The 12,051-nt window shown below is 66.5% G+C and carries 10 protein-coding genes; 7 read left to right on the top strand and 3 right to left on the bottom strand.

The genetic code is table 11. The features are described from left to right. Positions 1 to 98: 98 nt before the first annotated feature. Entirely contained in the window at positions 99 to 1,226 is a 1,128-nt protein-coding gene (locus tag AC1DSJ_RS05415) for an acyl-CoA dehydrogenase family protein (protein WP_441371523.1), read from the bottom strand. 11 nt (positions 1,227 to 1,237) lie between these two features. Next, a complete protein-coding gene (locus tag AC1DSJ_RS05420) occupies positions 1,238 to 2,413 on the bottom strand; it encodes an acyl-CoA dehydrogenase family protein (protein WP_175171344.1) in 1,176 nt (391 codons plus the stop codon). A gap of 198 nt (positions 2,414 to 2,611) precedes the next feature. Here AC1DSJ_RS05420 and AC1DSJ_RS05425 point away from each other — a divergent pair, with 198 nt between their 5' ends. Both AC1DSJ_RS05425 and bktB read left to right on the top strand, forming a co-directional pair. Further along, complete coding sequence (locus AC1DSJ_RS05425; RefSeq protein ID WP_441371524.1) at positions 2,612 to 3,424, top strand: crotonase/enoyl-CoA hydratase family protein; 813 nt, start codon at positions 2,612 to 2,614, stop codon at positions 3,422 to 3,424. A 119-nt stretch (positions 3,425 to 3,543) separates the two neighbouring features. After that, entirely contained in the window at positions 3,544 to 4,725 is a 1,182-nt protein-coding gene (gene bktB, locus AC1DSJ_RS05430) for a beta-ketothiolase BktB (RefSeq protein ID WP_054426466.1), read from the top strand. A gap of 177 nt (positions 4,726 to 4,902) precedes the next feature. Here bktB and AC1DSJ_RS05435 read toward each other — a convergent pair whose 3' ends face one another. Continuing rightward, entirely contained in the window at positions 4,903 to 5,676 is a 774-nt protein-coding gene (locus AC1DSJ_RS05435) for an IclR family transcriptional regulator (RefSeq protein ID WP_054426465.1), read from the bottom strand. Positions 5,677 to 5,790: 114 nt separating this feature from the next. On the opposite strand from AC1DSJ_RS05435, the gene AC1DSJ_RS05440 reads away from it, so the two are divergent. The 5 genes from AC1DSJ_RS05440 to AC1DSJ_RS05460 are packed head-to-tail and all read left to right on the top strand — an operon-like array spanning position 5,791 to position 12,008. Beyond that, entirely contained in the window at positions 5,791 to 6,594 is an 804-nt protein-coding gene (locus tag AC1DSJ_RS05440) for an enoyl-CoA hydratase (protein ID WP_441371525.1), read from the top strand. Continuing rightward, complete coding sequence (locus AC1DSJ_RS05445) at positions 6,591 to 8,675, top strand: acetate--CoA ligase family protein (protein ID WP_441371526.1); 2,085 nt, start codon at positions 6,591 to 6,593, stop codon at positions 8,673 to 8,675. Before AC1DSJ_RS05440 ends, AC1DSJ_RS05445 begins: the two co-directional genes overlap by 4 nt. 45 nt (positions 8,676 to 8,720) lie before the next feature. After that, positions 8,721 to 9,689: a Bug family tripartite tricarboxylate transporter substrate binding protein gene (locus AC1DSJ_RS05450; RefSeq protein ID WP_175171340.1), complete on the top strand. Its 969-nt coding sequence runs from the start codon at positions 8,721 to 8,723 to the stop codon at positions 9,687 to 9,689. A gap of 5 nt (positions 9,690 to 9,694) precedes the next feature. Next, positions 9,695 to 10,927, top strand: coding sequence for an acyl-CoA dehydrogenase family protein (locus AC1DSJ_RS05455; RefSeq protein WP_441371527.1), 1,233 nt, complete (start codon positions 9,695 to 9,697; stop codon positions 10,925 to 10,927). Positions 10,928 to 10,970: 43 nt separating this feature from the next. Then, positions 10,971 to 12,008 carry an acyl-CoA dehydrogenase family protein gene (locus tag AC1DSJ_RS05460; RefSeq protein WP_441371528.1) on the top strand — a complete coding sequence of 346 codons (1,038 nt, stop codon included), beginning with the start codon at positions 10,971 to 10,973 and terminating at the stop codon, positions 12,006 to 12,008. Positions 12,009 to 12,051: the final 43 nt, after the last annotated feature.

Below are 12,051 nucleotides of genomic sequence, written 5' to 3' on the forward strand. Positions count from 1 at the left end.
GCATCGGTGCTATCCCTTCGGTATCGGGTCCATTGGCATCATGCTCTTCGCTATCCGGAACGTTGCTATCCGGGACGTTGCTCTCCGGCGCTTCGCTGTCAGCCCGCCGCCCCTTGGAGTTCGGTACGCAGATACGTCAGCGCATCGAGATGGCTACTCAACGCCGCCGCGCCAATCCGCGCGTGCCAATACGATTCCGAGCCGCCCGCCAGACGCCAGTCGCGCAGCCGTCTTGTGTAGCACTGCAAGTCGAATTCCGCCGTGATGCCGATTGCGCCATGCACCGCGTGCGCAATGTCTGCGACTAGCGGTGCGGCCTGGCTGGTGCGCGCTTTGCCCAATGCGGCCATCAACGCTTGCGGCTGGCCGCCGCGCCCCTGAAACGCCAGTTGCGCCGCCATGCGCGCGGCCCACACGTGTTCTGCCATGACGCTGATCTGTTGCTGCACCGCCTGAAACCGGCCGATGGCTTTGCCAAATTGCGTGCGTTGGTTGGCATAGTCCAGCGTCATCGCCAACACGCGATCCATGGCGCCGGCCATCAGGCCGGCATAGGCGATGGCGGCGAGTTCATCCAACGGAGCGTCGCCATGCTCCCGGTTGGCAATACATGATGCCTCGGACTCTTCGCCATGCATGCGCACGGCTGCACGTGAAGCCCCAGATGCTTCGCCAGTCCTGTGCACGTCTGCATGTGAACCCCCAGATGCTTCGCCATCCACGCGGACGGCCGCAGCCATCGCCCAAGACGCTTCGCCATCCAGACTGCCGTGCACGCCGTTGGGCGCGACACACCCCGCCGCAACAGGCAGCAGCCAGACGTGCCCGTCAGCCTGCGCCAGAACGTGATCGGCAACGCGCACCCAAGGCACGTTCACGCCTGTCATGCGATCCTGCTGCATCGACAAACCCTGCGCGGCGATGGCGATTGACCCCTTTGGCACGGCGTGTCCGGCGCGGGCGAGCCAGGCGCGCGCCAGCACGGTGTGCGCGATGGGGTAGGGGCACAGATGCCGCCCGGCCGCCAACACCACGGGCAGCGCGTCGGCCAAATCCAGGCCCGCGCCGCCTTGCGCTTCGGGCACCAGCGCATCCGCAAAGCCTGCGTCTTCGCAGGCCTGCCAGGCGGCGGCAATGCTATGGCCTTGTTCCGCGGCGCGCAGCAGGGCAGGCGTGCAGGTTTGGGCAAACAGGCGTTCGGCGGCGTCGCCAAGCAAGGTGTCCATGGTCATCGTCCTTATCGAAGTCCCAGCCCGCGCGCGATGATGCCGCGCAGGATTTCGCGCGTGCCGCCGCGCAACGAGAACGTGGGCGCCACCTGCTCCAGGTACGCCAGCGTGCGCATCAGTGGCAAGGGAATCGGCGTATTGGGATGGCGGCCCAGCGCGTCGCCGATCAGGCGTGGAATCTGTTGTTCCAGCGCTGTGCCCAGGTCCTTCACCAGCGCGGCTTCGACGGCAGGGCTGGCGCCTGCCGCGAGCTTGCCCGCCACCGCCACGGACAGGGCGCGCAGCACCGCCATCTGCGACAGGATGCTGCCCAGCACCGCATGATCGTTCTGGTGGTCTGCCATATCAGCGGGGTTCGTGTGACCCGAACGGCGACGGCAATGCGTCAGCCAACACTCCAGCAGCGCGATGCTGGAATACAAACGTTCCGGCCCGCTGCGTTCAAACGCCAGCTCGGCATTCACTTGCGCCCAGCCCGCGCCTTCCTGGCCGATCAGCGCGTCGTCGGCCAACTCGACGTTGTCGAAGAACACTTCCGAGAAATGCGCGTCGCCCGCCAGGTCTTCAATGGGGCGGATCGACACGCCGGGCAGCGACAGGTCGATGATGACTTGCGACAAGCCCTGATGCCGGTCTTCTGCCGTACCTGACGTGCGGACCAACGCAATCATGTAGTGCGAACGGTGCGCGTTGGTTGTCCAGATCTTGCTGCCATTCAAACGCCAGCCGTTCGCGGTGGGCTCGGCGCGGCTGCGGATGCTGGCCAGGTCCGAGCCCGAGCCGGGTTCGCTCATGCCGATGCAGAAGAAGGCTTGGGCGCGGCAGATGCGGGGCAGGTAGAACGCCTGCTGCGCGGGCGTGCCGTACTTCAAGATCAGCGGCGCGCTTTGGCGGTCGGCGATCCAGTGCGCCGATACCGGTGCGCCCGCGCCCAGCAGTTCTTCCGACAGCACGAAGCGCGCGAAATGTCCGCGCGCCGCGCCGCCGTGTTCGCGCGGCAATGTCAGACCGAGCCAGCCACGCTCGGCCAGTTGGCGGCTGAAGCCTGCATCGAACCCCATCCACGAGCGCGCGCGTTCATCGGGTTCCAGGCCATCCAGCGTCTCGGCCAGAAAGTCGCGCACCTCGGCGCGCAAGGCTTCGTCGGCGGCGGGGATGGCAGTGAGTTCCAGCGTGTCGATCATGAGGCGCTCCGGTGCGGGCCGGCGCTTGGCCGGGGGCTCGAAAGCGCACTATCGCGGCGTGCGGCCGCGCGCGTCCAATATTATTTTTGGGCTTTCCGATACGAATCTCGTATCACCCGCGCGAAAACTAATATTGGACGGCAAGCAACGCCTGCACCTACGCTGGGGCGATCAACCCTTTCACTATCAGGAGCGGGCATGACGGAACGTGTGCATTACGAATTGGACGCGCAGGGCGTTGCAACGTTGACGCTGGACGACCCCGCTACGCGCAACGCGCTGACCGGCAGCGACATCGTGGACCAGATTCTGGCGGTGTTCGCACGCATTGAACGTGACCCCGCCGTGCGGGTGCTGATCGTGACGGCGGCAGGCGATGTATTTTCGTCCGGCGGCAACATCAACGACATGCAGCGGCAGATTGGCCCAGAGGTGGGCAGCGCCGCGTTGCGTCAGGAATACCGGCACGGCATCCAGCGTTTGCCGCTGGCGTTGCATGCGCTGGAAGTGCCGACGATCGCCGCCGTGAATGGCGCCGCCATCGGCGCGGGCTGCGACCTGGCGTGCATGTGCGACGTGCGCATCGCAGCCGAAGGGGCGTCGTTCGCGGAAAGCTTCGTGAAGCTGGGGTTGATTCCCGGCGACGGCGGCGCCTGGTTCCTGCCGCGTTTGATCGGCATGGCGCGGGCGGCCGAGATGTCGTTCACGGGCGACGCCATCAGCGCGCAAACGGCGTTGGACTGGGGGCTGGTGTCGCGCGTGGTGCCGGCCACGGAATTGCTGCCCGCCGCGCACGCGCTGGCCAACCGCATCGCGGCCAATTCGCCGGACGCCGTGCGCCTGACCAAGCGCCTGTTGCGCGAAAGCCAGCACGCCCGCCTGGACCATTTGCTGGAGCTGTCGGCCGCCTATCAGGCCCTGGCCCACAAGACGCCCGCGCACGCGGAGGCGGTTGAAAACTTCATCGCACAACGCGCCGCGCGCAAAGCGGGACGCCCGTCTGGCGGCTAGGCTGAGAGCGGGCGCGCATGAATGCAGGCCAGGCAAACAGGGGGCGGGTTTGAGTACGGGCCTAGGCAAAGCGAGAGTGGGCGGCAGTATGATGGAGCGCATTACAAGGAGGAAACACCATGAATGAAGTCATCGTCGCTTCGGCCGTCCGCACCGCCATTGGCGACTTCGGGGGCGCGCTGAAAGACGTGCCGCCGTGCGACCTGGGCGCCACTGTCATCCGCGCCGCGCTGGAACGCGCAGGCGTCAAGGGTGACGAGGTCGGCCACGTTGCGGTCGGCCACGTCATCAACACCGAACCGCGCGATATGTACCTGTCGCGCGTGGCCGCCATGAACGCGGGCATCGCCAAGGAAACCCCGGCCTTCAACGTCAACCGCCTGTGCGGCTCGGGCYTGCAGGCCATCGTGTCGGCAGCGCAAACAATCTTGTTGGGCGATGCCGATATCGCCATCGGCGCGGGCGCCGAAAGCATGAGCCGCGCGCCGTACATCGTGCCGTCGCAGCGCTGGGGCGCCCGCATGGGTGACAGCGTCATGCTGGACATGATGACGGGTGCGTTGTCCGACCCGTTCGGCCGCATGCACATGGGCGTTACCGCTGAAAACGTGGCCGCCAAGTTCGGCATCAGCCGTCAGGACCAGGACGCGCTGGCCGCCGAATCGCACCGCCGGGCGGCCGCCGCCATCGACGCGGGCTACTTCCGCGACCAGATCGTTCCCGTCGTGCAAAAGACGCGCAAGGGCGAAGTCGTGTTCGACACCGACGAGCACGTGCGCCGCGACGTGTCGGCCGCCACCATGGCCACGCTGAAGCCGGTTTTCCAGAAAGAGAACGGCACCGTCACCGCGGGCAACGCGTCGGGCCTGAACGACGGCGCGGGCGCCGTCGTGCTGATGAACGCGTCGGTTGCCGCCAAGCGCGGCATCAAGCCGCTGGCGCGTCTGGTGGCCTACGCCCACGCGGGCGTTGACCCCGACATCATGGGCATCGGCCCGGTGCCGGCCACGCAAGCCGCGCTCAAGCGCGCCGGCCTGACGGTGGACCAGCTGGACGTCATTGAAGCCAACGAAGCCTTCGCCGCGCAAGCGTGCGCAGTGTCGCGCGAACTGAAGCTGGACCCCGCCAAGGTCAACCCGAACGGCAGCGGTATCGGCCTGGGCCACCCCATCGGCGCCACCGGCGCGATCATCACCGTCAAGGCGCTGCACGAGCTGCAACGCGTGGGCGGGCGCTACGCGCTGGTGACGATGTGCATCGGCGGCGGCCAAGGCATCGCCGCGATCTTCGAACGCATTTAAGTGCGGCATTTAAGCGCTGCATTTAAGCGCTGCATCTGAGTGCTGCATCTAAGCGCTGCATTCAGGGGCTGCACCTAAGCCCCCCATCTGAGCCCAGCATCCAAGCGGCCTCCGCCAGTTACGGCGGAGGCCGCTTTTTTTCGACTCGTCCTGTTTTTTTCGACTCGCCCCGATGCGTTACGCATCCCCCAAATAGTCCCGCGCCCACGCCAGGCATTCGGCGTGCAGCAACGCGCCCATCTCCGCGCGTCTTGGCGCGTCCAGCCGGCTGCTGATGGCGCCGAAGCTGAACGCTACCCAGGTTAGTTCTGACACCGGAAACGCCACGCCCACGCCTGAAACTCCTGGCGTGATCGTGTCTACGATTTCGGCATGGCCGGTGGCGCGTGTCTGTTTCACGGCCTTCATCAACGCGCTGCTGGAAACGCCGATCTGCGCGTAGCTGGCCGCATGCCGCGCATAGAGCGCGGAGATGTCTTCATCGGGCAGGCTGGCCATCAGCGCCAGGCCGCCCGCGCCCACGCCCAGCAAGCGGCGTTCGCCCTGATCAATGGTGAACACCTTCACCGGAAACGACCCGGCTTCGCGCAGCAGGCACAGCGCGTAGTCGCCCTGGCGAATCACCAGAAACACGGTGTCGCCCGACAGCCGCGCGAGCTTTTGCGCGAAGGGGCGCAGCGCATCCAACAAAGGCGTGCGCCGCAACGCCGCAAACCCCAACTGCATGGAATCCACGCCTAGCCGGTAGCGGCGCGTGCTGCTGTCGCGTTCGGCGAATTGTTCTTCCAGCAGGCAGCTCAGCAGCCGATGCGCGGTGGAGCGCTCCAGCCCGGTCGCGTTCATGACGCCTTGCAGATCCAGCCCGTCTTCCTGGTGCTGCGCCAGCACGCGCAGCAGGCCGAGCGCGCGCCGCATGCTTTGGGTTCCGCCCGTTGCGGTCGATTTGTTCATATTATGGGAAAAGTTGATTGAATATTTTGTATTCTAGGATTTGAGGTGCGTTAATTCAATCCAATCGATCCGCGCCATCCGTCGAGCGCGGGCATAGCAAGCGTTGAGGAGACTATGGAATACGCCACCCTTGCCGTCGAACGGCTCGACTCGGTATGCCGCATCAGCCTGGCGCGCGAATCTGCGCGCAACGCCCAAAGCCAGCAGATGCTGGACGAACTGGATGACGCCCTGACGCGGGCCGAGCAAGACGATTCCGTGCGGGTCGTGGTGCTGGCCGGGCGCGGCGCGCACTTTTCGGCGGGCCATGACCTGAAGGAAGCGCAGGCCAAGCGCGCCGACTTCACCGTGGAAGAACGCTGGGACTATGAGTCGCGCCGTTACTACGGCTACTGCCTGCGCATCTGGGACTTCCCGAAGCCCACCATCGCCCAGGTGCAAGGCGCCTGCGTGGCGGGCGGCTTCATGGTCGCCAATATGTGCGACCTGGTGGTCTGCTCCGACACCGCGTATTTCTCTGATCCGGTGGGCCACACGCTGGCCGCCGCCGCCACCGAAGTGCTGATCCATCCCTGGGTGATGGGGCTGCGCAAGGCCAAGGAAATGCTTTACACCGGCGAGAAGGTCGACGCGCAGGAAGCCTTGCGCATCGGCATGGTGAACCGCGTGGTGCCGGAAGCCGAACTGGATGACGCCACTTTGGCGCTGGCCCGCCGTATTGCGCAGGCGCCGCCCTTCGGGCTGCGGCTGATCAAGCGGTCACTGAACCGCACGGCCGATGCGCAGGGTTTCCGCACGGCGTTGTCGGCGCACTTCGACACGCATCAGCTGTCGCACCTGAGCGAAGAGTTTCAAGCCGTGCGCGAGCGCGGGCTGGCGCAAGCCATCCAGCGCAACAAGAAGGGCGAAACGGCATGAGGGCCGCGCTGGATTGTTTGCTGAATCCGGGGTCCATCGCCATGATCGGCGCCAGCGCCAACGCGGGGCGCATCGGCGGCATGCCGCTGGAATTGCTGACGCGCTTTGGCTACGCGGGCGGCATCTATCCGGTGAACCCCAAGTACCAGGAAGTGTTCGGCAAGCGCTGCTGGCCCGACATCGAAGCCGTGCCTGAACCCGTAGACCTGGCGGTGCTGGCCATTGCCGCGGCCGACGTCACGCCCATGCTGCGCCGCTGCCATGCCAAGGGCGTGCGCGCGGCCATCGTGTACGCCGCCGGCTTCGCGGAAGCGGGCGGCGACGGCCAGCGCTTGCAAGACGAACTGGAAGCCTTCGTGGCGGAAAGCGGCATGGCGGTGGCCGGCCCCAACTGCATGGGCTTTGCCAACCTGAACACGCAGGCGCACACGGCGTTTGCGTCGGTTTTCAAAACCGCGCCCGCCCAGAGCGGCCCGGGCGTCGTCAGCCTGCTGACGCAAAGCGGTAACGTCTGCGCAGCGGTGTACGCCATCGCGCGCAAGCTGGATTTGCCGTTCTCGCACTTCATCAACACCGGCAACGAAGCGTGCCTGGATTTTTCGCAGTACCTGGAATATCTAGCCGCTGACCCGCAGACGGAAATCGTGCTGGGCTACATCGAACAGCTGCGCGATGGCGAACGCTTTATCCGCGCCTGCCGCGAGCTTGAACGCCAAGGCAAATTGCTGATTGCGTTGAAGGCTGGCAATACCGACAAGGGCGCGCAGGCCGTGCGTTCGCACACGTCTGCGCTGGCGGGTGACCGGCGCGTGTACGCGGCGGCGTTCCGGCAATTGAATGTGATCGAGGCATCGGACTTCGCCCAGATGGCGCACCTGGCCAGCCTGGCCACGCTGCGCCATCGCAGCGCGGGCAAACGCGTGGCGGTGCTGACGATGTCGGGCGCATTGGGCGCCATCCTGGCCGATAAATTCATCGGCGCGGGGCTGGACTTGCCTGATCTGCCCGAGGCCTTGCAAGCCGTGTTGCGCGGCGGCATTCCCGATTACGGCATGGTGGGCAACCCGGTGGACGTGACCGGCAACGTGGTCAACGATCCTGCTTTCGTGCGCACTGTGTTGCAGGCGCTGGCGACGACAGACGCGATTGACGCGGTCGTCGTCTATGCGCCCGGCTACATGCTCGACCGCATGGCGGACGCGCTGGCCGAGGCGTCGCGCCAGCATCAACGCCTGTTCATCGCCATCGACACGGGCCTTGCGCAAAGCCGCGCCGCCTTGCGCGAGGCGGAAGTGGCCGTGTTCGATGACCTGGGCCAGGCCGTGTCCGCGCTGGCGCCGTATCTGTTGTGGTGCGAGGCGCGTGGGAAGCCGCGCATTGCCCCGATGCCGCCGCTTGAGACGGTACCGGTGCCGCCGTTGCCCTGCAACGAAGCCGACGCGCGTGCGTATGTTGCGGCGTTTGGCTTGCCGCAGGCGCGCGTGCATTGCGCCCGCGATGCCGACGAAGCCGTGGCCGACGCTCAAGCCGCCGGCTACCCCGTAGCCCTGAAAATTCTAAGCGCCGACATCGCGCACAAGACGGAAGCGGGCGGCGTGGCCTTGGGGCTGGCCGACGCCGCCGCCGTGCGCACCGCGTTCGATCAGGTTCGCCAAGCCGCCGCGCAAGCGCAGCCGGACGCCCGCATCGACGGCGTGATGGTGCAGAAGATGGAGCGCGGCGTGGCAGAGCTGATCGTGGGCGCCACGCGCGACCCCGTCTTCGGACCCGTGCTGACCGTGGGCCTGGGCGGCGTGCTGACCGAGATCTATCAAGACACCAGCCATCGCTTGTTGCCGGTGGACGAGAACATCGCCTTGCAGATGCTGCATGAGCTCAAGGCGTTTGCGCTGCTGGACGGTTACCGGGGCAAGCCCCGCGCCGATCTGGCGGCGGCGTGCCGCAGCATCGTGGCAATTGGCAATGCGCTGCTTGCCGCGCCCGCCCACGTGGCGGAAATTGAAGTGAATCCTTTGCTGATCAAAGAGGCGGGACAAGGCGTTGCGGTACTGGACGCCCTGATCCTGCCCGCAACCCCGTAGCGCCATCGCGCAATCCGCGCAGCGCATCCCCAGGAGGAGACAAGCATGATGAAGAGACTATTGGCCGGCGTCGCGCTGGCCTGCATTGGCGTCGCGAACCCGTCGTACGCTCAGGACCCGTATCCCAGCCGGCCCGTGCGCATCGTGGTGCCGTTTTCACCGGGCGGCGCGGCGGACATCATGAGCCGGCTGCTGGCCGAGCGCCTGACCGCCAAGCTGGGCCAGACCGTGATCGTCGAAAACAAGCCGGGCGGCGGCACGATGATCGCGTCCGACTACGTGTCGCGCGCCGAGCCCGATGGCTACACGCTGCTGATGGCGGCTTCGTCGCTGGGTATCGCGCCCAGCATCTACGCCAAGGTCAATTACGACCCCATCAAGGACTTCGCGCCGGTCAGCCAGGTGGCGTCGGTGGTGCACGTGCTGGAAGTGCATCCGTCGATTCCCGCCAAGAACGTAGGCGAACTCATCGCCTACCTGAAGGCGAACCCCGGCAAGGTCAGCTACGGCTCGGTGGGTACCGGCAGCTCCACGCATCTGGAGGCCGAACTCTTCAACAGCATGGCGGGCGTGCAGATGGCGCACATTCCGTACAAAGGCAGCGCACCCGCGCTGAATGACCTGGTGGCTGGGCGCATTCAGGTGATGTTCGACGCCTGGGCCTCGTCCGGCCCCTTCGTGAAGGACGGCAAGCTGCGCGCGCTGGCAGTCACCACGACGCGGCCGTCGGCGTCTGTGCCGGATCTGCCGACGGTGGCGGGCTCAGGTCTGCCGGGTTATTCCGCGATGCCGTGGCTGGGTCTGGTGGCGCCGGCCCGCACGCCGCAACCGGTGATCGACAAGCTCTACCAGAATCTGGCGCAGATTCTGGAGCAGCCCGATGTGAAAGCCCAGTTTGTGGGGCTGGGGCTGGACATCATCGGCAGCGACCCCAAGACGTTTGCCGCCTTCATCCGGCAGGACGTGACCACGTGGGCCAAGGTGGCGCGCGAGTCGAATATTCGTCTGGAGTAGCAGGAATGAGTGAAGTGCAATCCGCACGCAACACCGCGTGCGACCCCGTAGGCAACACCGCGTGCGACAGCGCAGCGATTGACGACGCGGCCTTTCGGCAGTCGTTGCGCGCGTGGCTGGCCTCGGCCTATGCCCGGTTCGCCCGGGACTGGCCGGGCGGCGCGGCCCCGCGCGACCTGGACTTTCGCCGCGCCTGGGAAGACACCTTGTGCGCCAACGGCTGGTCGGGCTTGGGCTGGCCCAAGGCGCACGGCGGACAGGCTTTGCCGCTGTCTCGCCAAGCCGTGTTTCATGAAGAGCACGCGCGTTCCGGCGCGCCGCTGGGCGTGAACCTGATTGGCCACGGCATCCTGGCGCCGACCTTGCTGCACTTTGGCACCGACGCGCAAAAGGCCCGCTTCCTGCCCGGCATTCTGTCCAACCGCGAAGTCTGGTGCCAGGGCTATTCGGAACCGGGCGCGGGGTCCGATCTGGCCTCCGTGCGCACCCGCGCCGAGGCCGTTGACGGCGGCTACCGGCTGAACGGCCACAAGATATGGACGTCGTTTGCCGACCGCGCGCAGTGGTGCTTCGTGCTGGCGCGTACCGACCCGCAAGCGCCCAAGCACAAAGGCTTGAGCTTCTTGCTGGTGGACATGCGCAGCCCCGGCGTGCGGGTCGAGCCCATCCGCCAGATCACGGGCGAGGCCGAGTTCTGCGAAGTGTTCTTCGAAGATGTCTTCGTGCCGGCGGACTTGCTGCTGGGTGAACAGAACCAGGGCTGGAAGGTGGCGATGGCGGCCGCCAGTTTCGAACGCGGCACCTACTTCATCCCGCGTCTGGTGCGTTTTGCGCAAGAACTCGGCACGGTGCGCCAGTTGGCGCTGCGCCCCGACGCCTATGGCCATGTGCCAGCCTCGTCAGCTTCCGTGCGCCACAAGTGGGCGCGGCTGGCGGCGGACAGCCATGTGCTGGCGTTGAAGTCGCAGCGCGCGTTGGCCGGCGCCATGCGGGGCGATCCGCCGGGGCCTGAGGGTTCGTCCACCAAGATCCACTGGAGCGAAGCGCATCAGCGCTTGTTGGAACTGTCGATGCAGCTGCTGGGCGAATCCGCCTGCCTGACGGACGGCGCCGACGAGCAGGCCGCGGCGCTGACACACGCCTATCTGTGGTCGCGCGCCGAGACCATTCTGGCGGGCACCTCCGAGATCCAGCGCAACATCATTGCCGAGCAGATGCTGGGCTTGCCCAAATTTTGAAACCCGATCTGAAGCCCGATCTGAATCCCGTAGCCACATCACCATGACCTTTCTGCTGACTGAAGACCAGCGCATGCTGCAAGACGCGGCGCGCCGCTATTTGTCCGAACGCCATCCGCTGTCATTGGCGCGCAATGCGGCGGCGCGCACGCACGCTGAACGTCTGGCGCAATGGCGCGAGTTGGCCGCGCAAGGCTGGCCGGCGTTGTTGGCGCCCGCCGAACAGGATGGCTTGGGGCTGGGTCTGTCCGACGCGTGGGTAGTCGCCGAAGCGGCCGGCCGGCATCTGCTGAGCCTGCCGCTTGTGGCCAACATGGTCGTGCTGCCTGCGCTTGTTGATGCGGGCATCAACGGGCTGGCTGCGCAGTGGGCGCGTGAAGTGATGCAGGGCGACCGCTATTTTGCAGACGCCTCGGTGCGTCCCGATGGGTCGATCTTCATCGAAGGCGCGGGCGAGGGCGTGTCGGCGTTGTCCGTACGGTGCACGGGGCCGAACGCCTTGCTGCTGGAACGCTACGCGCCCGTTGGCGGCTTGGCGGGGTTGGACCCGACGATGCCCGTGGCGGTGGTGGCGCGGCCTGACGTTCTGGACCGCATCGAACTGCCCATTGGCACGGAAACCGCGCGCCGCTTGCGAACCCGGCTGACGCTGCTGCGTTCGGCCGAACTGTTGGGCGCGGCCACGGCGGCCCTGGATATGGCGGCGGCCTACGCGCAGGAACGCCGTCAATTCGACCGCGCCATCGGCGCCAACCAGGCCATCAAGCATCGGCTGGCGGACGATTGGATGGCGCTGGATGACGCCCGGCTGGCCGGCATGGCTGCGGTGGCATCGCACGACGCGGGTTCCGAAAATGCGGACCTCGATGCGCTTTATGTGCCGCTATTGGCGGTTGAAGGCGGCCGCCGCGCCGCGCAAAACGCCATCCAGACGCACGGCGCGATGGGCGTCACGTGGGAATGTGACGCGCATCTGTATCTGAAGCGCGTGCTGCGGCTGGCGGCGGCGCTGCATGCGCAAGCCTCCTGCGCCGAACTGTTGGAACGAATCTGGGAAGGCGGCGCGGCAATAGCGGCGTGAGCGGGGCCGCCGTGCCTGACGCCGCGCGGCGTCCGCCCTACAA

The sequence above is a fragment of the Achromobacter sp. 01N37 genome, from assembly GCF_056399725.1.

Bases quoted from the DNA above. Each gene is read 5' to 3' on its own strand.
- AC1DSJ_RS05440 (WP_441371525.1), top strand. From the start codon at position 5,791: ATGGAATACGCCACCCTTGCCGTCGAACGGCTCGACTCGGTATGCCGC.
- AC1DSJ_RS05425 (WP_441371524.1), top strand. From the start codon at position 2,612: ATGACGGAACGTGTGCATTACGAATTGGACGCGCAGGGCGTTGCAACG.
- AC1DSJ_RS05445 (WP_441371526.1), top strand. From the start codon at position 6,591: ATGAGGGCCGCGCTGGATTGTTTGCTGAATCCGGGGTCCATCGCCATG.
- AC1DSJ_RS05420 (WP_175171344.1), bottom strand. From the start codon at position 2,413: ATGATCGACACGCTGGAACTCACTGCCATCCCCGCCGCCGACGAAGCC.
- AC1DSJ_RS05450 (WP_175171340.1), top strand. From the start codon at position 8,721: ATGATGAAGAGACTATTGGCCGGCGTCGCGCTGGCCTGCATTGGCGTC.
- AC1DSJ_RS05460 (WP_441371528.1), top strand. From the start codon at position 10,971: ATGACCTTTCTGCTGACTGAAGACCAGCGCATGCTGCAAGACGCGGCG.
- AC1DSJ_RS05435 (WP_054426465.1), bottom strand. From the start codon at position 5,676: ATGAACAAATCGACCGCAACGGGCGGAACCCAAAGCATGCGGCGCGCG.
- AC1DSJ_RS05455 (WP_441371527.1), top strand. From the start codon at position 9,695: ATGAGTGAAGTGCAATCCGCACGCAACACCGCGTGCGACCCCGTAGGC.
- AC1DSJ_RS05415 (WP_441371523.1), bottom strand. From the start codon at position 1,226: ATGGACACCTTGCTTGGCGACGCCGCCGAACGCCTGTTTGCCCAAACC.